Here is a 25,666-nt window from a genome sequence, read left to right as displayed (position 1 = left end):
AAAATGAACTTATGTTCGTTTTATGGGCACCTGTCGGTAAGAACAAGTTCATTTCTATGCACCCCGTCATTCACTCCCACCGTTTTATCTTCTGTACCACCTTTTGATAAAACTTGGAAGCAAGTGTTGTTCTGCCATCCGCTGTCTTCTGCTTGTGCCATTCATTGTAGCTGGCCACCGCAATTAAAATGGACCCGGTAATCAGGAGGTAAGCCCACCATGGCAGGTTTCCCCAGTAGGGTCGGGTTTGCAGAAAAACGTTCAGCAGCAATACGCCTGCACCGACAAAGAAGAAAGCTTTCCGCTGATAGGCCATCCCGCCAAGCATTGAGGCAAGGGAAAGCCCACCTACAATCAACGCATCATAAATCGTTGAGCTTGCCATCCCGTCCTGGATTAGCAGGAGCGAAACAATAACGAGAACCGCCCACTGCATATAGTTAACAAGCCTATTATACTTCCCGGCCGAGATTCTTTTCAGGAAAATAACAGCAGCAACCCATGGCAATACATACAGCTCCCGTTCGATTAATTCCGCTATCTGAATATCGCCAAGCAGCACATAATACGGCTGGAGAAGATAGATACACGCAACAAAGACGATCCCTTTTGCCGGGACATATGGAATGCGTTTACGCTGCATTATCAAATAAAGCGAAATCAGCATGCCGGGAAGTAGTTTTGACCAGAGGGCTTCTGCCGTGACGACGTATAAACTGCACAGGGCAACGAAACTGACAATCGAATACCAATCAACCCTGAGCGGGATTTCCCAGTTCTTTTGCTCCTGATAGATCACCGGATACATAAGCAAACCGGCCGCCACAAGAACTCCGGCAAGCGCCACAAGCCTGACCAGCATGACGTAATCCTCTAACAGCATCACACCATCATACAGCCATAGTACACTATAGACAAGAGCAAGCGGCACCGCAGCAAATACATCCCACTTTTGCCGATGCATCATAAACAGCGTCATCACAGCATAAAGCAGTGTCACAACAAATAGCCGCAAATCAAAATCCGGTACGAGTGTGAATAAAAGCATGCCAAATACAGAAAAGGGGATTACGTAAAATGCAACTCGTCGCATCCATGCCCCTTTACTGACATACCAGCCAATAGCTATCAAGACACTTGTGAGCAGTGCCGCATATTGAATGGGCTCTGTCACATCAAACAACACAAACCCTTGAACGACGCCGATCCAAAACACCGTGATACCGCCATATAAAAAGCTTAAAATCAGCCATTCCGCCCTAGCCCAGCGCAGGCTTATGCCATAAACGGCAGCACCTATGAAAAATGCCCAGACCGTTATTTCCTCAAAGAACAGTAAGCTGATAAGCAGCGCGAACGGCAGGAAAAGGTGTCCTGTCCACCCGAAACCTTTCATGAGATTAGTGTCATATCTGCCGCACACAACACCCGCAACCAGAAGCAATACCGCACCAATCACAAGCTGCAGTGATTGGAAAAGATCCGACTGAATCGTCATTTCCGAATGAACTGCATAAAGAACAGTCATGTAAAACAGTAAGGACATGCCACTGATAACATACGGGACGGCTACCCATTTTGTTTTCCGATAAAGCAAATAAGCCATTGCCACGCCGCCCAGCATGATTACCGCACGCAGTACAGCATCAAATTCAAAGCTGAATGTCAGCCATATGCCCAGCCCGTAGAATACATATGAAGTGAAAAATGCATGCGCCGCAAAAGCGTGATAATGGGCTTGCTTCCATACAAAACTTGCCAACAGGACAACAAGACCTGCCACCACAAAACTCTCTGCTTGCATTGGGGTTTGGCCATATAAAGCACGATCAGCATACACTTGAGTATAGAGCATCATAAGAGCAAGTCCCATCGATACCGCATGAATCCATGTGGCACTTTTCCTCAAAGCGGTTCTAAATTCGCACCGTTTCATGAGCATGGCCGTTACGCTTACGGCGAGCAGCATCGTCCCTGCCTGCCACCAGTTCAGGATGACAAAATCCCCCAAAACGGCCAATAGCATGACAACGCCGCCAACATCCCGGGAACCTGCCTTCATCTTCTGGAAAAAGGCCATTTCCAGCAAACAGCCAAAAACGACATAAAGGAGTAGCCCCATGACAAAAAGCGGCAGCATGAACCCGTCATAACCGAACCATTCCCGGCCAAACAAAGCAACTTCGTATAAGGCGCTCATCAAAAAGACAGGACTCAAGTAAGCAAACAACACCCGTTTTGTCAGGTTAGCCAGGAACGCGAAATTCAGTGCGATCAGCACATATGCCAGCAGCAGAACAAACGATGGCTCATTCATTCTCAGAACGAGCCCCTCCAGACTGATGTACAAAAATGCACACGCCGACACAACAGCACTTGTATAACGAAAGATTCGTTTTAATATATGATCGTCTTCAATGAATTTTGGAATCGCCAAAAAGACAAACCCAAGCAAAGCATAAACAACAGCACTGGCATCATCCACCGCCGAAAACTCAATCAGCTGATAAGCGCCATAAACAAGCATCGCACTGAAAATAAAGCTATATTCCTTATGCTCGGTCACATATATCATCGCAAAATAAAGCACCGCGGTGAGCAGCACATTAAAGCCGTACAGCACCTCATGATCATAAAAAACGAGCATCAGCAATGTCGACAGAACCAGACTGCATTGAATATAGAGCACAAATTCTTTCATAAACAACATGATGCGCTGCTTATCCTTGAACTGTGCGTAGACTAATATAAGCAGTCCATTAAACAACATGATACCAAGATAAAAGCCATCTACCGGAAAATATAACGCAGCCAGCAGAAACCCTGCCATAACTGTTATTGTAATATAGGAAAACCAGACAAACAGCCGCGATGACAGTTTATCGGCAAGCGTAATATAGATTGGCAGTATAACTAAACTGCCGGCTGCCCCAAATAAGTAGCGTCCATCACCAGTAAATGAAAAATAGGGACCGAGTAATTCAAAAAAGCCGACAGAAAGAATCGCAATCGGCAAAAACAAGCCGCCAAGCACATAAAAGGCGAATGCCGTTTTTTCGATTTTTAAAACACGCTCCGTAAATATGGCAAGACCAAAAAATAGCAGGGATACAAGTGCAATCATGCCTGACTTCATCCAGTTGGCAAGCGTCTCCCATGTACTCGTCGCCAGCACCAGACCCCCGATCAAAAGCAGAATGACACCAAGATTTAACGACCAGGTAATATTGCGATCCCGTATTTCTTTTGGAGATAACGGTTTCTTTTCTTTAACCGGCTTCTTTTTCTGAGAGTCTATCACCTCGTTCTTATCTGGCACCGCCATATCTTGCCTTGCTTTTTCCGCTTCTTTTTCCTGTTGTTCAAGATCTGCATAATACCGATCATGCGCCTCCACAACTTGTGCCGACACGTCAGATGATATGTAATGAGCATTCTCAAGCTTTTCCAGTTCTTCCTTAACGGTTCGCTGCTGTCGTGACCTGGTCTCTGAATGGTCCATGAGTCTTCCTCCTCTCCGTCGACCCTTTTCACTCCGGCTTTTGAGTGTGGTATTGATCCGGAATTTCTCACAAGTCATTCTATGTATATGTAAATAATGCCAAAATTTGGTCTTTAAAATTCAATTCTAATTCTATCACACATATGTGACGATGAAGAGGAAAAAATAATGTATTGGTGCCCAGTGAAACCCTTTCTTATTTATTTGTAAGCTCAGGTTAGCATCTCGGTATTTCGAGTGAAAACCAATTGATAGCATAATGTATCTATATGAAAATACACTCATTACAATAATTGATGGGTGAGTAATAAGGGGGATAGGCGCGATCGAATTTCGTGCCTGCTAGACAATCTGCTGGAAAACTATGAAGATATCGTGAAACTTATATGAGGAAGAGGATAATTTAATTCTTGTGGGTACTTCTGAAATTGTGAAACCTGCTTCCTCAAAAATGGAAGCACTGGGACGTGTCAAGGACAGAACGACTGGCAATATCGAGGACGGTGACTGGACAACCAATATGATCGCAATCTCCCCTGAGACGAAACATCCCATTCCAGTGCTCATTTGTATTCGTCTGTTGAGACCGGGTTTATCAGTGAAAATGAAGAAACGTATAAAGGCTTTCGCTATGTGGATCATCTGCTCGGCAAGAAGAAGGCTACCTTTGTCCATGGCTGCCGTTTATTTATTCTGGGAACGGAATATAGGCATGAACTCGGTTGATGCACGACTCCAAAACTTCCTCTGGTGCTTTGTCTTTGATAGATAGAAGCCTTGAACGCCAATCAATTGTCCTTACTTGATCTGTAAGGATTACCCCTTCTATGCTCAATCCCTCTGGCAGATCTACTTCAAAGGGATAACCTTTTTTCTTACTTGTTATCGGGCAGACCGCTGCAAAATGTGTATCCCGATTAAATGCTTTCGGTGATAACACAATGCCAGGACGATATCCTGCCTGCTCACGGCCCACTTGCGGGTTGAAATTCGTAAAAACCAGATCGCCTTGCTCTGGAATCTGCATCACCAAACTTCCTTTCCTTCTGGCTTACCCCAATCGATTTCTTCATGACGGTTTTCGTCTGTGATGCCTGCCAACAATTCTTCAAGTGTTGGTACTTCATCAACTGGCTTCACAAAGATGCCTTTGCGATCTGCTTTGACTTCTACTTTCGAGCCATTTTCCAAACTGAATTGATCTGCGACGCTTTTAGGTATTCTCACGCCTAAACTGCCGCCCCATTTTTGAACAGTTGTCATATGAACCCCTTCCCTTTTCCTGTTTGATTCCATTCTATCACCTCGTAATTACATTGTATATATCATTATATATATTCTTTGCAAATTTTATGCATAAACTGGATTTTTGTGCCGAAAAAAAGAAGCCTAACGTATCCGCTAGGCTAACTATCGTACATATCACTTTTGATTAAATCGATTTCAGCATATATTTTGTGTTGCCTTTCGTATCATGACGATGGACGCCTCCCACCAGCAATTCTTGGTTTCATATAAGTGCTTTTGATTTTCGGGATACTTCTTATGTCATCCGTTATTTGTTGGCTGGGCTCCAGTCTATTCAGTAATAGCGACTTTTTCCTCAATATCAATAGCTGTTTTCACCAAACCCCTCCCCGTTATCATTTGATAAAAACCCAGCAAGGTTATGTTCATTATAAAGAACATTTAGTAAGTAATAATGCTTTTTCGCCTGTTTGTAAACCCTGAATTTAAAAAATTAACAACACCTTTGTTCTTTATAAAGTTTATGTGTGATATTGGAAGTGGGGGGGGCGGGAAATATCTGTACAATTTTGCCACGGCTAAGTATTCAATTGGGGGGACTTCGAAATCGAGCGAGGATACGGGCATTTCGATCAAGCAGACCATGAAATCGACCAGGTGCTCGTGTGGCATGGAAAACTTTCCATACCACCATCTGCAAAAGCACTCTATCGTTTCACCAAAAACCAGCCGTTCTTCAAATCCTCACGGTTATAGTAAAATCGCTCATTATCTTCATACCTCAGCACTGTTTCACCTGCAGCTTCGACAATCGCCTGGCCGGCGCCGGTATCCCATTCCATCGTTGGGGCATAGCGCGGATAATAGTTGGCTTTGCCTTCTGCCACGAGGCAAAATTTCAGAGAGCTTCCGGCTGAGACGACATCAACTTCACGCTCACCGCTGCGCAGTCCGTCAATAAAGGCTTCCGTTTCTTCAGACATATGCGACCGACTCGCAACAACATTGATGACATCACCTGACTCAACTTCCGGCAGCTGCACACTCGCACCAACCAGTCCATCTTCATCAGCCACCGTAGCCTGTGATGCCTCCTCCAGCTTAAACGCACCCAGACCGGTGCGGCCAAAGTAGAATGTATCAAGTGCCGGTGCATAGATGACACCCATCACCGGGTAGCCGTCTTCAATCAATGCAATATTAACCGTGAACTCGCCGTTTTTCTTGATGAACTCTTTCGTGCCATCAAGCGGGTCGACGAGAAAAAACGCCTTCCAGTCTTTCCGTTCCGCATACGGGATTTCGCTACCCTCTTCGCTCAATATCGGCACTGACTCATAGGCTTCCTGCAACCCGCGCTTAATTGTCTGATGCGCACGCTGGTCAGCCTCGGTCAGCGGTGAGTCATCATCTTTTGTCTCAACGGAAAAATCCCGCTTATACACATCTAGAATCTCGCGGCCGGCTTTCAATGAAATATCCAACAGCGTCTTCAAACTCACATCAGCCATTATGTCAGGTATCCTTTCGCTTTCAAATGCGCCACAATCGTCTGAACAGACTCTTCAAGGCTCTGCTTATCGGTATCAACCGTGACCTCTGGATTGACCGGTGCTTCATACGGTGCATCAATACCCGTAAAGCCTTTAATCTCACCGGCGCGCGCTTTCTTATAAAGCCCTTTTGGATCGCGTGATTCGCACGTTTCCACGCTGGCATCAACAAATACCTCGATGAACTCGCCGTCTTCCATCAGCTCGCGAACGTCATCACGGTCCTCGCGATACGGTGAAATGAACGCAGACAATGTAAACAGCCCTGCCTCAACCATCAGCTTGGAAACTTCACCGATGCGGCGGATATTTTCTTTCCGGTCTTCCGGGCTGAAGCCAAGGTTTTTATTCAAGCCGTGGCGGATATTGTCACCATCCAAACGATACGTCCGCACACCCTGGTTATACAATTCCTTTTCCAGCTCCACTGAAATCGTCGACTTGCCGGATCCGGATAAGCCGGTGAACCAAATGACGGCACTCTTATGATGGTTCAACTGCCACCGGTCTTCTTTTGTTACTTTCGAGTCATGCCATACAATATTTTCTGATTTAGCCATAAACCATTCCTCCTAATACCATACATTATAAATAATTGAAACGGATGTAACCATAACGATTAGACTGAGCGGAAGCCCAACCTTCATATAATCCGTGAACTTATAACCGCCGGGGCCGTATACGATCAGGTTTGTCTGATAGCCAATCGGTGTGATGAAGCTTGCTGAGGCAGCGATTGCGACCACAACCGCTATTCCCATCGAATCAACCGAAAGCGTTTGTGCTATTTCAAGCCCGATCGGCAGCATCAGGACAGCTGCCGCACTATTGGTGATCAGTTCGGTAAATATATTGGTCAGAAGATAAATCATAAACAACACAGCTATCAAGCCCAGTGGCTCGCCAAACGCCAGCAAACCGCCTGCAATCCATTCCGCAAGCCCTGTCTTCCGCATGGCAACACCGATTCCAAGCGCACTGGCAATTAACAGTAGTACATTGAAGTGGATATATTTCTTCGCTTCCTGCGGGGTGATAACTCTCGTCGCCAGAAAGATCACCACAGCCAAAGCCATTGCCTTGAACATGCTCAGCCAGCCCAGTGTCACCAGCGCTATCATCGCAAGGAGCACAATAATGGAGAACCAGCCTTTTGCCGGACTCTGATTCAACGTTTCCGGTGTGTCCAAGGACGATACAACGAAAAAGTCATTCGACTGCTGATATTTCTCGACAAAATCCGCCCCTGCCAACAGTAACAACGAATCTCCCGGCTTCAAGACGATATCCCCGACCTTGCTCTGAATCCGCTCATTATTCCGGTGTACTGCGATAACCCCTGCATCATAGCGCGAGCGGAACTGCGATTGTTTAATCGACTTGAATAAAAGTGACGACTGATCCGACACGACCGCTTCGACTAAATCGGTCGTCCCGTTTTTCAAATCGTCCAGGTCAATATTCGTGCCGGTTTCCAGCTGCAGGCCCTTAACCTTCTGCAAATCGGCAATCGTTGAAATCAGTCCGGTAAAAATCAACCGGTCGCCACTTTGAATCACCATGGTCGACCGCACCGGTGAAATGCGTTCATCACCGCGGATAATCTCAATCAGATAGAGACCTTTCAAGTCACGCAGCCCGGCATTTTTGACACTTTTATCAAGATACTCAAACGCCGGCGTCACCTGCATTTCGGCCATATATTTCTTGGAATCTTCCTTAACCTGCTGGCTGAATCCCTTATTATCCGGTAAAAGCTTGTAGCCAATGGTGAATAGATAAATAAGTCCGATAAGTGCAGACGGAATCCCGACAACTGCCAATGTAAACAAGGAAAACCCTTCCAGACCAAAATCAAGCAACAGCCCGTGCACGACTAAATTAGTGGACGTTCCCATCAACGTTATCGTGCCGCCCAGAATCGTCGCATAAGACAGGGGTATCAAAAACTTGGACGGGGCGATTCCGCGGTCTTCACACCACTTTTTAACGATGGGCGTAAATGTCACAACGATCGGCGTATTGTTCAAAAACGCCGAAAATGCTGAGGTTGGAACAAAGAAGCGGGCCATCGAGCCGGTATGCGATTTACTGTTCTGGAGCCACTTTTCCATCATCCGATCAATCAGACCGCTTTTCTGCACGGCACCTGCAACAACAAACAATAACGCAACGGTCAGCATGCCCTCATTGGAAAAACCGCTTAACGCCTCATCGACTGTCAAAATACCGCTCAGCAGCAGTAACACCAGTACTGAAAAAATAACCATGTCAGGCCGGGCGATTTCAAACATCAGCCCGGCAAGCATGGCCAGTATCAGAATCAGTACAAACATCATGTCAAACGTCATGGGATATCAGATCCCCTTTAATATGTGTCCAGAAGCCGCGTCAAGATCAAGCTTTACTGAACCGAACCACTTAGTTTTCTTTCATACCTTTAATCAGCACATCAGCAACTTCCGGACGTGAAAATTCTTTCGGCGGACGCTCGCCCTTCCGCAACAGTTCACGCACTTTGGTACCGCTCAGATGCACATGATTTTCCTTATCATGCGGGCATGTTTTCGCCGATGCCATGTTTTCACAGACCGTGCAGTAGAAGGCATGCTCAAATTTGAAAATCTGAATGCCGAGCTCCTCTTCATACTGCGCAATCAGCTGCTGGGCTTCATACGTACCGTAGTAATCGCCGACACCAGCATGATCACGGCCGACAATGAAGTGTGTGCAGCCATAGTTTTTGCGGACAATCGCATGCAAAATCGCCTCTTTCGGCCCGGCATAGCGCATCGCTGCCGGATAGATGACCAAGCGTACTCGATCCTTCACATAATAGTTTTTAAGAATTGTTTCATAGCTTTCCATCCGAACATCTGCCGGAATATCATCAGACTTGGTTTCACCGACAAGCGGATTCAACAGCAAGCCATCCACTGCTTCAAGCGCCGTCTTTTGAATATGCTCATGCGCGCGGTGAACCGGATTGCGTGTCTGGAAGCCAACGATTGTTTTCCACCCGGCATCTTCAAACATTTGACGCGTTTCCGCCGGATCCATGTAATATGCTGCAAACTGGCTGTGGTCCGGACGGTTCAAGAGCGTAATCGCTCCGCCTAAATAGACATTGCCCTTCTCGTATACTTTCTTCACGCCGGGATGCGCACCTTCAGTCGTCCCATAAACATTTTGCGCTTCCTTCTTCGCGTCATATGTATACTTTTCTTCCAAAGTAATCGTTCCATAAATGACGCCATTTTCCCCTTTAAGGGCGATCTGTTCACCAATGTTACATTTAGTTGCCTGTTCTTCGGTTACCGGCAACGTAATCGGAATACTCCAGATCGTGCCATCGACCAGACGTGTATTCTCAACAACACTCTCATAGTCAGCCTGCCCCATAAAGCCTGTCAGTGGGCTGAATCCCCCGATTCCAATCAGTTCAATATCCGAAACGACCCAGGAATTAACCGTCAGTGACTGGAGTTTCTCAGCATTCTTGATTGCCTCTTGTCGTTCCTGTCCTGTTAATTCACGGCTGATTAATCTGCCGCCATGTGGTTGATTGACCATACTTAATCCCTCCGTGTTCTAGTTTTCATACACTATAAGTGCGTGTTCAAAAAGGAGAATAACAAAGACCGAGAAGTTCGAGGCGCGCGCAGTTTCGAAAAGCGGAATGTATGCAATTAGATACATGAGCCGCGGGGAAACACGCCAACGACGAAATTCGATATGCCATTGTTACCTGACTTTTTGAACAACCTTTCTTTAAGAACCTAAAAAATAGTTGCCCAATTCGACGACCATAGCTCCCATTTTCTGCTTTTCCGGGTGAAAAACAGTCGTTATTCCATTCTTTTTCAGTTCGGCTGCGGTTACTTTTCCCACCCCAGCCGCCAAAATACTATCATTAAAGACAGCCGTCATTTCCTTCGCTTCACTGCTCTCTTTAAAAAGATTCCGGACCTGCGTCTTGCTGGTAAACACGACTGCATCGAGAGACTGACTGATGATCCGCTCCCTTAAGTCAGTTACTATTGTATGATCCGGTTCCTTATAGTGATACAGTTTGGAAAGATAAACAGCGTGTCCTTGACGTTCCAGCTGCTCCTCTACCGCCGCATCATCCTGACTGTAAGCCTGTAAAAACATACGCTTATCCCTGCCATCACCCAGTTTGGCCAGCAAATTTTCCATGGTGCCATCGTCAGATACCAGTTCGGCAGCGAGTGCATGTTTCTTCAGCCAATTCACTGTTTTACTCCCGCGGACAGCCAGTGTCGAGTTCCTGAGCTTCCCGATAAAATCAGAATGGCAATCCAAGTCGTTTGCCGCCTTTTCCAGTGCCTCTGCTCCAATGCCTGTTGTTAAAAGCACGTTATCAAACGGTTCACGGACAAAATCTAGTATATTTTGCCTGCTGATCGTTTCATTTAATAGTTGCTCCCCTTGAATGGAGAAAACGAGTGGTGTGCCGCCATTATTTTGAATCAGTTTCCCAATGGCTTCACGGTTTCGGGCGGCCGCAATGCCGATCCGTTTGCCATCCATGCCGCTCATCGTGTATATCCCCTTTCAGCCAAGCCTGCCAACCAGTCGAGCCCTTTTTGTTGATGCTCCTTATTGAGGAATTTGTCCGACAGAATCGCCTGCAAAATTAAGCGCTGTTCATGTTTAGAAAGGGCAGATTGTTTCAACTGCTTCCGGCATTCATATAAAAAATCCACGTAATCTGTATAGCTATTGTCATATGCCGCTTGAAGATCTTGCTTTATTTTTGCAGCAAGCATCGGGCTAGCGCCATTGGTTGATACACTAATAGACAATAGCCCCCGTTTGAAAAAGGAAGGAAATGCTAAATCCCCCTTTTCAGCATCCGAAGCATCGTTTATTAACGCATTGCTTGGGGATGCCTGAACAATCGATTGATTCACCTGTACGTCATTGGTTGCCGCTATAACCAGAAACGCATCAGCAAGATCTCCAGGTGCCACACGCTTCTTCCTCCAGGTCAAATCGCCGTCAAGCCATAGGGAATGAATGCCTTCTGTGATCTCAGGACTGATCACTGTTAGATTGGCACCCCCCTCCAGAGTGGCACGGATTCTACGCTCAGCTACAGCCCCGCCTCCGACAACAATCACGTGTTTATCAGTTAAGTCGATCATGAGCGGAATTCCAGCCATAATCGCTCAAGCTCCTTCCGGTGAAGCGAATGCTTCATGGTGGATTGATTCATAAACGCGTTCCGTCAACGCCTGTTTCATCACGGCATGCCCGCCAAGTTGATTGCAGCATATAATTTGCTTATCCGATACGTCCAGAGCACTTATTTTTTCTCTAATCGAGCGCATGAGTACCCCGGTGAACCATAAATAGGGCATGACAAACACCTGAGAATGTTCCTCTTTCAGGGAATTCTGCAATCCGTCATCAAAAGAAGGATCACAGGCAGCTAAAAAGCATATATCGACTTGATCGATGCCTGATTGCCGTTCTAGCTTTCCTCCGATCGCCTTAATATCCCTTATGGTATCGGGATTGCGACTGCCACGGCCAACAAGGAGAATCTTCGCATCAGAATTGACCGGTATATTTGTCTCTTTCATTCGTTCGATCAAAATGTTGATAAAGCGATCCTGCACACCGAGCGGCTCCCCATACGTCAATCGAATATCAGGGTATTTGGACTTTGCGGCGCGTATTTCATCCGGTATGTCCTGGTAATAGTGTCCGGCACTTAACAGCAGAACAGGTACAACGGAAATGGTTGAAGCTCCCTGGTTGACGAGACGATCAATACCCTGTTCGACCGTTGGATCTGCCAGCTCCAGAAAGGAAATTTCCTGAAGGGGAAAATCAACCTGCTGAATGACTGATTGGATACATGCGACTGCCTCAGCTGTTGCTTCCCCGATACGACTGCCATGACTGACATATAGTATTCCCTGCATGTCAAACCCCCCAAAGTTTATCATTATGTAACGTTCGCTTATGTTCAACAAATGAAGCTGGGATATAACTAAGACGAACAGTACACGTCTTAGCGGAGGAAATATACGCAGACTCCTGCGGGAGGAAAGGCATAGGTGAGACCCCCCAGAGCGAAGCACGAGGAGGCTCACCAGCCGCCCTAAGGTGCGCGGAGTATATTTCCGAAGCGAGTTATATGCTTAAACCTTAATTTTGGTTAGTTCGAATTAAGTGGCACTTTAACCTGTAATTGCCTTAACCAGCGTTCGCTCATCAATTGTATTTTTTTCAAACCACTGAAGCTTCTCTCTTAGCCGCACGACTTCTCCGACAATAATCATAGATGGGTTTTTTACCGCTGATGACCGTTCAACAATATTGCCCAGTGTGCCGGTCACGGTTTGCTGGTTGTCGGTTGTGCCCCAATGCACAAGCGCAATTGGCGTTTCTTCCCCCCGTCCATAGCGGATGAGACGGCTGCAAATATCAGGAAGATTTTTCACACCCATGTAAATACAAAGTGTATCGACTCCCTGTGCGAGATGCTTCCAGTATTGTTCGGAATCTGTTTTGCTGACACCTGAGACAAAGGCAACCGATGAGCTGTAATCGCGGTGTGTTAACGGGATGCCTGCATAAGCGGGCGCAGCAGAGCCAGCAGTGATTCCCGGAATAATCTCAAAACAGATGCCCTGCTGCCTTAACACGTCCGCTTCCTCGCCGCCTCTTCCGAATATAAACGGATCCCCGCCTTTCAGCCGTGTTACTGTTTTTCCTTCGTTGGCAAATTGACAGAGCAGTTCATTTATTTCATCTTGTGTCAGTGAGTGGCGGTCGGGAAGTTTCCCACAATAGATCAATTCCGCGCCTGCCTTAGCATGTTCCAGCAATCCCTCATTAATTAAACGGTCAAATAAAATCACATCCGCCTGCTGAATAGCTTTTAATGCTTTCACCGTGATTAGGTCCGGGTCGCCGGGGCCAGCACCTGTCAAATAAACCTTTCCCATTGTTGTTACACCTCTTTTGTATAGCCTGACTGCTTGTGCCATGGCACCAACAGGTCTAAAACTCCATATCATTTTTCAACTAAATTTGTCGTGTGAAAATCAAGCCCCGAGTGAACCTCGTCAACGTAACCGGCACGTATGACATAATCACCAAAATGCTCACCTTCCTGCCGTTCTTTTGCATATTGAATCAAAATCGGACGAAGGTTACTCAGGATTTCTTCTTCTCCGATATTCTCCCGGTATAATTTGTTCAGGCGCTGACCAGCAAAGCCGCCACCAAGATACATGTTATACTTTCCAGGAGCTTTGCCGATAAAAGCAATCTCCGCAAGGCCTGGACGTGCACACCCATTCGGGCATCCTGTCATACGAATGGTAATTTCCTCTTCATTAAGGCCAGCCTCATCGAGAATATTCTCAATTTTTTCAAGCAATGAAGGGAGATAGCGTTCCGATTCAGCCATTGCCAGCCCACATGTTGGAAAAGCCACACAGGCCATGGAATTACGCTTGAGTGCGGAATACTCTTTTCCTTCTGTAATACCGTATTCGTCGATTAGTGCATCAATCTTTTTCTTCTTTTGACCGGTTACATTGGCAATTATCAGGTTCTGGTTCGGCGTCAGACGAAAATCGCCTGTGTGGATTTTCGCAATTTCCCGAAGCCCAGTCATCAGTGGATAATCCTCGGTATCACTGATGCGGCCGTTTTGAATGAACATGGTATAATGATATCTGCCATTGCCTTTCACCCAACCATACCGGTCACCGTTATGTTCAAAGTTAAAGGTACGCGCTTCCTCCAGATCCCATCCTAATCGTTCATTGAGTTCATCTTTAAACCAGTCAATTCCGCCGGCATCGATCGTGTACTTAAACCGGGCGTTCTTCCGATTGGAACGATTTCCGAAATCCCGCTGAATCGTTACCACCTTTTCCGCTACTTCGATGATTCTGTCGGCCGGCGTGAAGCCGATCACCCGGGCAACCTGCGGGTATGTGTTTGTATCACCATGTGTCATGCCCATACCGCCGCCAACCGCAACATTGAACCCTTTTAACTCACCCTCCTCCATAATCGCAATAAACCCTAGATCATGCGAATAAATATCCACATCATTTGATGGCGGAACAGCGATACCTATTTTGAACTTCCGCGGCAGATAGGCGGATCCATATATTGGCTCTGTCTCCTCCTTGCTATCCAGAACCTTTTCATCATGCAGCCAGATTTCATGGTAGGCATTAGTCTTTGGCGAAAGATGCTCACTGAGTTTCTTCGACCATTCATACACCTCCGAATGCACCTCGGATTGGTAAGGATTTGGATTACACATGACATTCCGGTTCACATCCCCGCACGCAGCCAGCGTATCCATTAACGAGCCATTAATTTCCTGCATCGTCTGTTTCAGATTCCATTTTAAAACCCCATGAAATTGAAACGACTGCCTGGTGGTCAATTTCAACGTCCCATTCGCATACTTCCCGGCAAGATCATCCAAGGTAAGCCATTGCTCAGGTGTTGCCACACCACCGGGCGCGCGCACACGAATCATGAATTGGTAAGCCGGTTCCAATTTCTTGCGCCGCCGGTCATTCCGAACATCCCTATCGTCCTGCTGATAGCTGCCGTGAAATTTTAATAGTTTGGTATCTTCCTCAGAAATGGCTGCGGTAATCCGGTCTTCAAGCCCTTCCTTAATCGTCCCTCGCAGATAATTGCTGTCAGTTTTGATCTGTTCCATCACGTCCAGCGGTCCATTATCATAGGGGAAATTATTGTCTGCCATGGTTAAGCTCCTTTCAACATTCTTCTGAAATCCTTTGAAAATACTGCCCTACCCATCAATCCATTAATAGACATCACGCTGATAACGTTTCTGCTGCCGCAAATCCTTCAGGTATTCTCCTGCTTCCTCAGCGCTCATACGTCCTTCTTGTTCAAGGATTTTCAGCAATATGTCTTCTACATCTTTGGCCATACGCTTTTCATCCCCGCACACATAGATGTTGGCCCCCTCAGTTATCCATTGATAGAGCTCCTTGCTGTTCTCATGCATCCGGTGCTGTACATACACCTTTTCAGCTGTATCACGGGAAAATGCAACATCCATCTTGCTCAGAACACCTTCCTTGAGCCATTGCTGCCAATCCACCTGATAAAGAAAGTCTGAGGAGAAGTGCTGATCCCCATAGAACAGCCAGGTCTTGCCGTTAATCTCCGTTTCCTCCCGTTCTTCCAAAAACGATCTAAAAGGTGCAACACCCGTTCCCGGTCCAACCATGATAACCGGTGTCTCCGCATCGGAAGGAAATTTAAAATTAGGATTCCGATGAATATAGACAGGTAATTGCTCGCCAGGTTCCACACGCAATGCACACTGACCGGAGCAGACACCCGTTCTGTCCCTTCCATGTGCATGGTAAGCGACTGTTCCAATGGTAAGATGCACTTCATCCGGATTAGCTTGATAACTGTTTGCTATTGAGTACAGACGCGCTGGCATCTTACGGAGTATTTGGACAAATTCGACTGGACTTACCCCTCCCAGTTCAAAATCGTTTACCAGATCAAGCAAATCCCGTCCTTCGAGATAAGCTTTTCGTTCTTCTTCCTGTTCCGGCTGCAAAAGCTTGCTTAAACGTTCACTCTCAAACAGCTGTGCCGCCTTTTCCAACAACGGTTTTGTCAGTTTGGTAACCTCAAAATTGGTAAGCAGCGCATTCCTTAGTGAACGCACTTCTCCCTGTTTATTTATCGGAACAGTCTCATTCGGATCCCAATCCATCTGGACGATGAGCTGATCCACTAAATTTGGATCGTTTTCAGGAAAAATACCCAGGCTATCTCCAGGCTCAAAGTCAAAGTTGGAACCTTCAAGCGATAACTCAAGGTGCCTTGTTTCCTTATTCGAACCTTGATCATTCAAGTTCAGATTTTCCAACACTTCAGCCCTGAATGGATTTGATCGTGAAAAGACAGGCTGATCGGCCGTTAAAGAATTTGTCTCAAGCTGGCCTTCTGGCATGACAGGCTGTGCCTCCTGGGATTCACGCAGTACACCAAATACACCCTCAATCCATTCCGAGGCATCCTCGTCAAAGTCAACATCGCAATCCACCCTTGGATATAGACGCTCGCCTCCAAGTTCTTCCAGACGCTTATCAAAGTCCTTACCGGTCTGACAGAAAAATTCATAGGATTCATCCCCTAAAGAAAGCACAGAAAATCGCACATCCTCCAGTTTCGGCGCCTTCCTGCTAAAAAGGGTTTCATAGAAAGATATCGCATTATCCGGCGGGTCACCTTCCCCATGGGTCGCCGTTATAATCAGCAAATCCTCAACCTTTTTCAGATTTTTGGGTTTGAAATCATCTAATGCCGAGATTGTGGCGCTCATATCCTGCGCTTCCAATTTCTGAAGCATATCTTCTGCTATTTGTTGACCATTACCAGTCTCGGACCCAAAAAGGATGGTCACTTCACGGGCTGCCGGCTGCTGGGTGCTTTGAACAGCCGCTGATATATCCGGTGCATCAGCAGAACTTGCCGCTCCCAGCGCTTCCATGGTGGCCGGTACTGCGAGAAACCCGCTCAGCCAAATCCTCTGCGCTTCTGTCAGTGTAGGCAGCAAATGATTTAAATGATCCGTCTGTTCCTGATTAAAAGGACTGTTCTCTACTTGTAACTGCAACGATTCCACCTCATAACCATATAATTTTTTTAATCTTATTCAGAAGCCCTTCCGGTATGAAGTGAACCACACCGGAGCCGTTCGCATTACCCGTTTCAAATACTAGTATTACCAGTTGATTAGTCAGGATTGAACCAAAATTATCCTAATAAATACGTACGCTGCTACTGGCTGGCAGTATGAATCCCGCATTCCGTTTTATTCATACCTTCCCATCTGCCGGAACGGGAATCACCAGATGCCGGGGAAGTGCATGGTATACAGCCGATACTTGGATACCCCTGGTCATGTAATTCATGATACGGTAAATTATTTCCTTTAATATGATCCCATACATCATCCCACGTCCAGTGAATCAATGGGCAAACTTTAATCGATTTAAAACGCTCATCCTTATTAACAAAATCCGTATTGCTCCTTAACGGCGACTGGTCCCGCCTAAGCCCGGATATCCAGGCAGGGGCACCACTCAATGCTTCTTCAAGCGGCTTTACTTTGCGAATAAAGCAGCATTGGTTAGGCTGTCGTTTCCAAAGAGCAGAGCCATATTCATCCGCTTGCTCATCCAGTGTTAAATCGGGTTTTTTCATCTCAATCTGAAGATCCGGATATTTTTCCTTAATGTCATCAATCAGATCATACGTTTCCTGAAAATGAATCTCTGTATCCAAAAACACGATTTTTGCATCTTTTTTCACCCTGGAAATTAAATCAATTAATACAATCCCTTCCGCCCCAAAACTGCAAGCATACACAACAGAATCTCCGTACGATTTATAAGCCCATTCCAGAACTTCTAAAGCTCCCCTGGTATCATCTGCAGGATCTAGATCTATGAATGGGTCACCGGGGAAATTACTGTAACTGACTGTATAATCCGTCATACTTTATCCCTCCACGGAAAAGTCATTTTTTATATCCAAAACGAAACGTATGTCCAAAAATACACATGAGCATCGAAGAAACAAGCCAACGACTAAATTCGATGGTCATTGTTACTGGACTTTTTGAACAATCTCTTTAAACAACTGCTAAAAAGCCCTCTTCCTGTCATATAAGAAGAGGGGATACTGATTTCAAACGGCACCTTGCTCTTCTTATCTCTCGGTTATCACCTGCAGGAATTGGCACAGTACTTCTTTCAGCCTGTTGCCGAGGCTTCATAGGGCACTTCCCTCCACCTCTCGCGATAAGGAATTTTAATCATGAGTAAACTCATAGGATTAGTTTATTAATTTATATCCTATCTTGTGATGTTCGAAATGTCAATATGTTTTTAAATATGAAATAACATGGGTGGAGGAATTATCCAATACAAAAACCGGACAAGTTTAGCCCGGTTTTTTGTCCATCATGAGTGCTACAGCACCGTATCACATTTTTTGGTGATTTGCTTCTCTCCCGATGAAGTTTTGTATCGTTCAATCGCGCCAGACACTCTGAATTTCGCGCGAGAGTGGGATGAATTCGCGCGACACTCCCTGAATTTCGCGCGAGGGTGGCATGAGATCGCGCGAGGATCCCTCGCAATCGATTTCAGCCCCAATCTGCATCTCAGCCGAAACACATTCACAAGTCTACCGCCGATCCGCCCTTACTCATCACCTTCCGCAACTTTCTCCTGGCAGCCTTCCCCCAGCTCTTCACTGCCTCAGCGGTTACACCTTCCTGCTCGGCAATCTCTTTTACCGGCATGTTAGCAATAACGGAAAACCGCACCCATTTCCACTGATTTTCTGTGAGCATTTCACGCACTTCCTCCCAAAATGCCTCCCGAAAACTGCTCTCGGAAGCATCTTGCGGTAATCTGCTATAAGCGTTCTCCTCAGATTGATAATCATGTTCTTCATTAAACGGTGTTTCTTCCCTTTTCGCTTCTCTATATTGTATTCGCCTCAGATCCATCATGCGTTTCTGTATAATAAAATTAAAATACGTTGCCATCGGGCCTTTGTCCGGCTCATATTTTTCATAGGCATTCCACATCGCCACCAGCCCTTCCTGAAAATACTCCTGATGTGGATCCTGAATGTTCAGCCGATGAATGTGGTAATGAATCCGTCGCTCGTTCTGCCTAAAGATCTCATCGAATGCAGCTGTACCTTTATCCATTTATCATCTCTCCCCCCTGATTTATCATATGAGACTGCCTATTCATAACTATAATCGAAATAAATCCGAGTTTGGGGGCATGGAAGCGAAGAATATTTTTTAAATTTTTCCTGCAGGGGATGCCACTTTTCCCGAATTCATTTCGATTATAGGGGGAGAGGGAAGATTTTAAATAAAGACCTTCCCAATAAGTTAAGCCGAGCAGTCACAGCAATAGTTCGCCGGAAATACTTTTCAACCTGAGCGACCGTGCGGCAAACAATGGATTTCGCGCGACACGAGTAAAAAATCGCGCGACTCCGACCATCATTCGCGCGGCAAACCTCATTTTCGCGCGAGACTGGCCCTTGTTCGCGCGACATGTGCTCAAAATCGCGCGATGCAGCACCAAACGGCTCGCACAGCACCATGAGCAATCCGCACATACACCACCGCACCATTACAACCTGTCATTTCAAATCAGACGTTTACGGATAAAATAGATAAAGTATGTAGCCAGCAATCCCAGATCCGGATGGTATTGCCGGTATGGCCACCAAATGACCACGAGCCCTTCACTAGGAAGCGGGTCAATACTCAGATTACGCTGATAGTATTGAAACCTGCGCTCATTCTGTCTGAAAAGCTCGTCAAACGATATTCGATTTTCTTTCATTCTCGTATCTCCTCTCGACCGTACAGGCCGTCTTTATGCAACTATCGTGCCGGAATCTGATTTAGCGGCACAAACCACCTTCTGGGAAGCCATGAAACACTAATAGTTAACCTTATATTAGAACTAAAGTCCCGAATTGTAAAGGCTTTCCATAGAATATTTTTCCAAATAATTTTATTTTTCGACCATTTTGTCAAAAAGTAACCACTCCACCATATTAGTAGATAGAAGTTACTTTTCGTCTTCTCAGTCATATTTAGATTAACATTCAAATGTTTTAACGATTTGTAGCAGTAACTCAATAAGGAGGAACTCTATCAAGTGGAAAGGCACTACCCTAGCGGTCAAGCTGTTTCTGCAAAAATTTGATTTCATTCTGTATACCTGGATACCCTTCTATTTCAGGGATTCTTCTGGGTTCTGCTGACCGCTTTCGATTGATGGCATTTGCCATTTTTTCGAAAGCAAAGAGCAGCTGGGACAGTTTTTCATCTGAAAGAGCAGTCCGTTCATGCTCCTTTGAACAGCTCTCAAGCAAATACCCTAATTGTTCAACCGTAAAGACAACCGGCCAGTAATAATCCAGTGCTTTCTGGTCAACCGGTATCTCGCCTGACGCTGTATTATATACGGTTTTTAAATTGACCATATTTGTTCGCATCTTCAGCTTTTCTCTGCTTCTGCTGGCATCGAAACCTTCACCCTGATCAGAAAAAAGAACGATTAAAAATTGTGCCTGACTCCTGATAGTTTTAGCTATTAAATGTGGAAGACGGGTTGAGGCAGACTTCCTTCCTACCATCCATACGCCAATCAGACCAATGGCACTGCCAATCAGAATGTCGATTAATCTGGCTGATGCAAAATATGAAAAACTGAATGCCTGCTGAGTTGTGCTCTCGGCCATCAGAAGAGCATTCGGCGTAAAGAACAGTGCGGCCAGCCCATAATTTTTCACGATAAACAGTTCGGTTATGGATGTCAAAAGCATGATAAATAATGCAATCATGAATCCGGACGGCTGCATGGCAAGTATGACACCCGCAATCAGGATGCCCACAATGGTGCCAATCGAGCGCTGAATGGCACGATGATACGTCGCGACAATGGTGGATCCTGACATAACTGCCACACAGGAGAGCGGTACCCAATAAGACCGCGCCAAATCAAACTCAAATGCTATCATCGCAGCAAAGATGGTAAGGGCGCCAAATCTTAAGGATGACAAAAAGACGATTGAATTCTTGTCCAAAGCGCCAACAAAAATCGTCCTGATTGACGGTTTGGAAATGCGGATGACCTGATTGATTTTGGCAGCCGGCTCATTAAAGATGGCATCTGATCGTAAATTTTAGTATAAAGCTTGGCAACAGCTTCATCGTCCACAGCTTGATGGCTAATTATCCGGGAGATACGCTCATTCTTGTTTTTCATATCTATTGAATTGGCCAGCACCCGGAAAGATTCCGCTAATTCCTTTGGCAATGGCGTTTCCCTATCCGCAAAATTTTCAATGATATACGTGAAAATCACGCTCGCATGATCATTCAGGATGTATAATCGGTTAAATAAGTCTGTTGTCCGCCACGGGATATATCCAGCAGCAAGTGTTTCTTCCGCTTCCTTCAGGACAGACATGACGCGATGTTTTTCTTCATTGAAATCCTCTGTTCCGACTGCATCCAGCAGTGATGCCAGTCCCAGATATGCCCTTTTGACAACCCCTGTCTCGGGGCCATGAGGATTAAAGAACCAGTCGATCATGGCAATCACCCAGGAAAGGGCCCCGCCTGAGAAGACAAGACCTGCCCTAATAAGAAACGCATCCTGATCGACCAGCATCCCTGTTATCATGGCAAAAACTAGAACGAAGAAAATAGCAGATGGCCCGGATATCTTTAATGCCCCAAAAATAAATACAGCAGTGGCCCCAATAATTCCCATCAATATGGCGACCATCAGCGGATAAGGGGCAGCAAGGGTACCTAATGCAGCAATCAGTGTCATAGCAACTACAACAAAAAATATTTTCTTAGCCCGCTGCGCATATGGGACATTAAAAACATAGAGATATGTAAATCCCCCCAATGCAGCTGTTAATCCATACTGCAGATTTCCAAGCAATAAGCCGATCAGGACCGGCAAGCCAGCTGCAAGTCCTGCCCGGAAAGCCTTAAACCATGGGAATGGATTTCGGTTCACTTTTAACGCTTGTCTGATAAGCGAAGGCGATTTGTTTGATTTGTGTGTGTTCTTTTTCATGATTAATGCTTCTTTCTATGTTGCTTTGTGTGATTGGTTACGTACATTTTACCAAAATAATTGATATATCGGTTTATTTTAACATAAATGAATGAGAAACCTGTCTTTTCAAATGTACTCATTCGAGCGGCAAAAACGGCCGATGATTCCGATATGACCCCATGCCTGGCAGGCTTCTGACATCCCCCAGTGATAAAAACTTTTGGTGACTTCCGTTGCCAGTTCCCAGCCAACATAAACCGCCAACGTCCCTAAAAAGGCAGCAATCGCTTTCGGAATGGACTGGATCGACATGCCATCATGGTTCAAACTATTTGTTTTATAATGATGAAATGCCTGATTAATCACGTCAATCTCACCATCTGTTAATTCATTCGCCGCACCTTTTTCATCAATTACAAACCAGCCATCTTCAGGAATCATGTATGGACTTATCTGTTCATATTTCTGTCTTAGTTCAACCGACGCCATCATCGCATCCATTAATTCATTGCCTTGGATATCATCACGCTCCCCGTTGCCACTGGCTCCCGTCGATTTACCAAAATTCTCCTGTGTCATGTTAACCAACCCTCCCGGAAATATGGTTTGTTGGTATCACAATAGCATATTGCCGTTATGAATTTAATTAGCTTTTGGAAAAATGGTCCTATTGTAGCTGAAATTTTAACATCACGTTTACACGATGGAATCAGGGGCTCGTACCCCAAAATTTTTTGGATGATCATCTTGACACGCCGCTAAAATAGCTGTATTGTAAATAGCAATAAAATAATAGATATTAATTTTCTTATCCAGAGAGGTGGAGGGACTGGCCCGCTGATACCTCAGCAACAGACATTTGTACTGTGCTAATTCCAGTAGCGTCATGCTTGAAGATAAGAAGAGTGAACAGTATCGGCAGCGAACCCTCTTCTTATTTTAAGAAGGGGGTTTTTCATGTCCAAATAACACAGGTCATTCAGGAGACATTTAGAAGCAAGCATTTATAAATAGAAGGAGGAAAACATAATGAAGCGGAGTTTGGAACAACGGTTGCAGGAAGGGACTGTTATTGCAGGAGAAGGTTATTTATTTGAGCTGGAACGCCGAGGCTATTTGCAGGCCGGGTCATTTGTTCCGGAAGTGGCACTGGAGAACCCGGAGGCACTCAAACAGGCATACAGGGATTACATGAATGCAGGATCAGATGTCGTATTAGCTTTTACTTATAACGCACATCGGGAAAAAATGCGCATAATCGGTAAAGAAGAATTGCTGGAACCTTTGAACCGAAATGCGATTCGCCTGGCAAAGGAAGTTGCACAGGAGCATCCAGCAGAAGAAGCATTAGTAGCAGGAAATATTTCCAATACAAATCTTTTTGACCCGGAAGATGCCGAATCAAAAGAACAAGTGAGAAATATCTTTGCCGAAATGGTGAAATGGTGCAAGGAAGAAGGCGTTGACTTCATAAATGGGGAGACATTCTATTACCATGAAGAAGCACAGATTGCCTTGGAAGAAATCCGTAAACAAGGGCTGCCGGCGGTCATTACGCTGGGATTGATGGGAGAAAACATTTTGCGGGATGGCTATACAGTTGAAGCGTCATGTGAAATACTCTCTGAAAAAGGCGCATTGGTGGTAGGTATGAACTGTTTCCGCGGTCCCGATACAATGCAGCCATATCTTGCCGAAATACGAAAAAATATGGATGGGTACGTAGGTGGTTTGCCAATTCCTTATCGCACAACAAACGAGAACCCGACATTTTTTAATCTGCCTGATGGTGGATGCAGCTGCCATTTGCCGTTAGAAACAACCTTTCCGACTGCGCTCGATCCATTGTATCATAACCGCTATGAGTTGGCTGAATGGGCAAGAGAAGCAAAAGATATTGGTATTAATTATATTGGGTTATGCTGCGGAGCCTCACCAGCCATGCTACGCGCCGTTGCTGAAGCAGCAGGTGTGGAAACGATTAACTCGAAGTACTCCCCCGATATGGAGAAACATTTTTTGTTTGGCAAAGATGAAACACTTAAAGCGCATAATTTGGGTTACCGGACGAAGGCATGATAGAAGCCCTAAAAGGCTCCTTGGATACAGGGGCCTTTTTACGTTTATGGGGATTTCTTTACAACTTAATCGTATATTCCCTTCAAGCCGGGATACATTTTCAGAAACTGTTTATACTGATCTCTATATACAGCGAAAGTGTTTTGACTTGGCTCAAAGATTTCTGATACAGGCATATTTATAAATCGATCCGTAAAATCCTCGTAATCGTTTGTCCAGCCAAGCTGAAGAAATGCAGGTGAGACTGCACCCAGTGCTGACATATACGAATTTTCGGGAGCTATCCGGACCGGCCTTTCCAGAATATCAGCTAATGTCTGACACCAGGTTGAACTTTTCGTTCCCCCGCCGACAGTCGTTAATACGTCATTTGATTCCAAGTTTAATACTTCCATCACCTGCTTTAACGAAAAACAGATTCCTTCAATTATGGCTCTGGCCAAATCACATTTTTTCGTCTGCGGGCCGATTCCCCAAAAAGCTCCCTTCGCCTGTTGGTCGTTCACAGGATTTCGTTCTCCTTGTAGATATGGCAAAAATAAGACGCCATTGCTGCCCGGCGCGGATTGCCTGATCAGTGCCTCAAATGCATGGAACCTGTCATTTACCTGTCCTTCCGCAAACGTATCGGCACCCCATTGATAGACATTACCCGCATTCAGCAGCGGGGCAACAGAAATGATAGATTTCTCTGGTAAATGCGCTAAATGAAAGAGTCCATGGGATGCAGCTTCCGGATTTACATCTTCTTGTATCCCGGCAATCCATCCCGTGGTTCCGATATAGCAATAGCTGTCGCCAGATTTTACTGCACCAGCCCCAATAGCGGAAGCGGCCGCATCACCGCATCCGCATAAAACAGGTGTCTCAGGACGAAAGCCAGTTTCCAGGGCTGCTTCTTTATGGACATATCCGACAGGGTCTGCGGCGTCGAGAATCCTCGGCAATTTTTCAGTATCTATACCCGTTAATGAAAATATATCCGTCTCCCATCGTCTTGTCCTGACATCCATCATGCCTGTCGTCGCTGCGGTCGTCGGGTCCGTTGCTATAGCTCCTGTCAGCCTGTAAATCATAAAATCCTTTGAGCCAAAAAGAAAACATCTTGTATCATCATATATCTTCTGATTGCGGTTCTTCATTTGTAACAGTTTTGCCAATGGAGTAGTCGCACTGATTGGATTTCCTGTCATCTGAACCATTTCTGGAAATTGCTGGTGCAGCCATTCCGCTTCCGAAACTGCTCTCGTATCGGAATAGAGTATCGCGCGATTGACTGTTTGATGCTGTGTTATGGGAATGACATCTTCCATTTGTCCTGTGAAGGAGATGATTGCGACTTGGCCAGGATCTACTCCTGCTTCCTTCCACCACTGATGTGCAATGAATTTCACACCATCCCACCAGTCATTTGGATTCTGTTCCACTATTCCGTCAGGGGCATAATGTGTTTCCAGCTCTACAGTGCGTTCGCTGTAAAACGATGCATCGTTCCTGACCAAAGCTCCTTTGACAGCAGTCGTTCCAATATCGAAAACAGCAGCATATGTTGACATACCTGTCCCTTCTTTCTTAAGGAAGCAAGA

Annotated in this window: 21 protein-coding genes and 2 riboswitches; of the genes, 1 reads left to right on the top strand and 20 read right to left on the bottom strand. The window is 45.6% G+C overall.

What is annotated here, in order from left to right:
• Window positions 1-70: 70 nt before the first annotated feature.
• The 19 genes from ON01_RS15005 to ON01_RS14920 all read right to left on the bottom strand — a co-directional run bounded on the left by ON01_RS15005 (window position 71) and on the right by ON01_RS14920 (window position 22,580).
• Window positions 71-3,502 (bottom strand): hypothetical protein, encoded by a 3,432-nt coding sequence (locus ON01_RS15005; RefSeq protein ID WP_010531893.1) that lies wholly within the window; start codon window positions 3,500-3,502, stop codon window positions 71-73.
• Between the two features lie 688 nt (window positions 3,503-4,190).
• On the bottom strand, window positions 4,191-4,529 hold the full coding sequence (locus ON01_RS15000; RefSeq protein WP_010531892.1) for a type II toxin-antitoxin system PemK/MazF family toxin: 339 nt from the start codon (window positions 4,527-4,529) through the stop codon (window positions 4,191-4,193).
• Window positions 4,529-4,765 (bottom strand): AbrB/MazE/SpoVT family DNA-binding domain-containing protein, encoded by a 237-nt coding sequence (locus tag ON01_RS14995; protein WP_040912575.1) that lies wholly within the window; start codon window positions 4,763-4,765, stop codon window positions 4,529-4,531. Before ON01_RS14995 ends, ON01_RS15000 begins: the two co-directional genes overlap by 1 nt.
• A 692-nt stretch (window positions 4,766-5,457) precedes the next feature.
• Entirely contained in the window at window positions 5,458-6,261 is an 804-nt protein-coding gene (gene cysQ, locus ON01_RS14990; RefSeq protein ID WP_010531890.1) for a 3'(2'),5'-bisphosphate nucleotidase CysQ, read from the bottom strand.
• Window positions 6,261-6,863, bottom strand: coding sequence for an adenylyl-sulfate kinase (gene cysC, locus ON01_RS14985; protein WP_010531889.1), 603 nt, complete (start codon window positions 6,861-6,863; stop codon window positions 6,261-6,263). The genes cysQ and cysC overlap by 1 nt, the downstream gene beginning before the upstream one ends.
• Window positions 6,864-6,875: 12 nt before the next feature.
• A complete protein-coding gene (locus ON01_RS14980; RefSeq protein WP_010531888.1) occupies window positions 6,876-8,654 on the bottom strand; it encodes an SLC13 family permease in 1,779 nt (592 codons plus the stop codon).
• 70 nt (window positions 8,655-8,724) lie between these two features.
• Window positions 8,725-9,876, bottom strand: a complete 1,152-nt coding sequence (sat, locus tag ON01_RS14975) for a sulfate adenylyltransferase (RefSeq protein WP_010531887.1) — start codon at window positions 9,874-9,876, stop codon at window positions 8,725-8,727.
• 198 nt (window positions 9,877-10,074) lie between these two features.
• On the bottom strand, window positions 10,075-10,866 hold the full coding sequence (locus tag ON01_RS14970; protein WP_010531886.1) for a uroporphyrinogen-III synthase: 792 nt from the start codon (window positions 10,864-10,866) through the stop codon (window positions 10,075-10,077).
• A complete protein-coding gene (locus tag ON01_RS14965; RefSeq protein ID WP_010531885.1) occupies window positions 10,863-11,492 on the bottom strand; it encodes an NAD(P)-binding protein in 630 nt (209 codons plus the stop codon). The genes ON01_RS14970 and ON01_RS14965 overlap by 4 nt, the downstream gene beginning before the upstream one ends.
• Before the next feature lie 6 nt (window positions 11,493-11,498).
• Window positions 11,499-12,260 carry a sirohydrochlorin chelatase gene (locus ON01_RS14960; RefSeq protein WP_010531884.1) on the bottom strand — a complete coding sequence of 254 codons (762 nt, stop codon included), beginning with the start codon at window positions 12,258-12,260 and terminating at the stop codon, window positions 11,499-11,501.
• 258 nt (window positions 12,261-12,518) lie between these two features.
• A complete protein-coding gene (gene cobA / locus ON01_RS14955; protein ID WP_010531883.1) occupies window positions 12,519-13,289 on the bottom strand; it encodes a uroporphyrinogen-III C-methyltransferase in 771 nt (256 codons plus the stop codon).
• Window positions 13,290-13,357: 68 nt separating this feature from the next.
• Window positions 13,358-15,085 (bottom strand): assimilatory sulfite reductase (NADPH) hemoprotein subunit, encoded by a 1,728-nt coding sequence (gene cysI / locus ON01_RS14950; protein ID WP_010531882.1) that lies wholly within the window; start codon window positions 15,083-15,085, stop codon window positions 13,358-13,360.
• A gap of 63 nt (window positions 15,086-15,148) precedes the next feature.
• The gene (locus tag ON01_RS14945; protein ID WP_010531881.1) at window positions 15,149-16,990 is read right to left on the bottom strand and encodes an assimilatory sulfite reductase (NADPH) flavoprotein subunit; all 1,842 of its coding nucleotides are present in this window, start codon (window positions 16,988-16,990) and stop codon (window positions 15,149-15,151) included.
• Window positions 16,991-17,154: 164 nt separating this feature from the next.
• Window positions 17,155-17,874, bottom strand: a complete 720-nt coding sequence (locus ON01_RS14940) for a phosphoadenylyl-sulfate reductase (RefSeq protein ID WP_010531880.1) — start codon at window positions 17,872-17,874, stop codon at window positions 17,155-17,157.
• Between the two features lie 210 nt (window positions 17,875-18,084).
• Window positions 18,085-18,186: riboswitch (SAM riboswitch) on the bottom strand.
• Window positions 18,187-18,559: 373 nt separating this feature from the next.
• The gene (locus ON01_RS14935; protein WP_010531879.1) at window positions 18,560-19,102 is read right to left on the bottom strand and encodes a sigma-70 family RNA polymerase sigma factor; all 543 of its coding nucleotides are present in this window, start codon (window positions 19,100-19,102) and stop codon (window positions 18,560-18,562) included.
• Window positions 19,103-19,556: 454 nt separating this feature from the next.
• A complete protein-coding gene (locus ON01_RS14930) occupies window positions 19,557-19,757 on the bottom strand; it encodes a hypothetical protein (protein WP_010531878.1) in 201 nt (66 codons plus the stop codon).
• A 337-nt stretch (window positions 19,758-20,094) separates the two neighbouring features.
• Window positions 20,095-20,985, bottom strand: coding sequence for an FUSC family protein (locus ON01_RS19280; protein WP_138919807.1), 891 nt, complete (start codon window positions 20,983-20,985; stop codon window positions 20,095-20,097).
• A complete protein-coding gene (locus tag ON01_RS19275; protein WP_050901130.1) occupies window positions 20,973-22,019 on the bottom strand; it encodes an aromatic acid exporter family protein in 1,047 nt (348 codons plus the stop codon). The genes ON01_RS19280 and ON01_RS19275 overlap by 13 nt, the downstream gene beginning before the upstream one ends.
• A gap of 108 nt (window positions 22,020-22,127) precedes the next feature.
• On the bottom strand, window positions 22,128-22,580 hold the full coding sequence (locus ON01_RS14920; RefSeq protein WP_010531877.1) for a hypothetical protein: 453 nt from the start codon (window positions 22,578-22,580) through the stop codon (window positions 22,128-22,130).
• A gap of 226 nt (window positions 22,581-22,806) precedes the next feature.
• A riboswitch (SAM riboswitch) is annotated at window positions 22,807-22,904 on the top strand.
• A gap of 126 nt (window positions 22,905-23,030) precedes the next feature.
• Between ON01_RS14920 and ON01_RS14915 the strand changes: the two genes are divergently transcribed.
• Window positions 23,031-24,080, top strand: a complete 1,050-nt coding sequence (locus tag ON01_RS14915) for a homocysteine S-methyltransferase family protein (protein WP_010531876.1) — start codon at window positions 23,031-23,033, stop codon at window positions 24,078-24,080.
• 65 nt (window positions 24,081-24,145) lie between these two features.
• Here ON01_RS14915 and ON01_RS14910 read toward each other — a convergent pair whose 3' ends face one another.
• Window positions 24,146-25,636, bottom strand: coding sequence for a xylulokinase (locus tag ON01_RS14910; RefSeq protein WP_010531875.1), 1,491 nt, complete (start codon window positions 25,634-25,636; stop codon window positions 24,146-24,148).
• Between the last annotated feature and the right edge of the window lie 30 nt (window positions 25,637-25,666).

Source organism: Lentibacillus jeotgali (assembly GCF_000224785.1).
GTDB classification, from domain to species: domain Bacteria; phylum Bacillota; class Bacilli; order Bacillales; family Amphibacillaceae; genus Lentibacillus; species Lentibacillus jeotgali.
The sequence above is the reverse complement of the archived record's forward strand: the minus strand, read 5'-3'. Positions and strand labels throughout refer to the sequence as shown.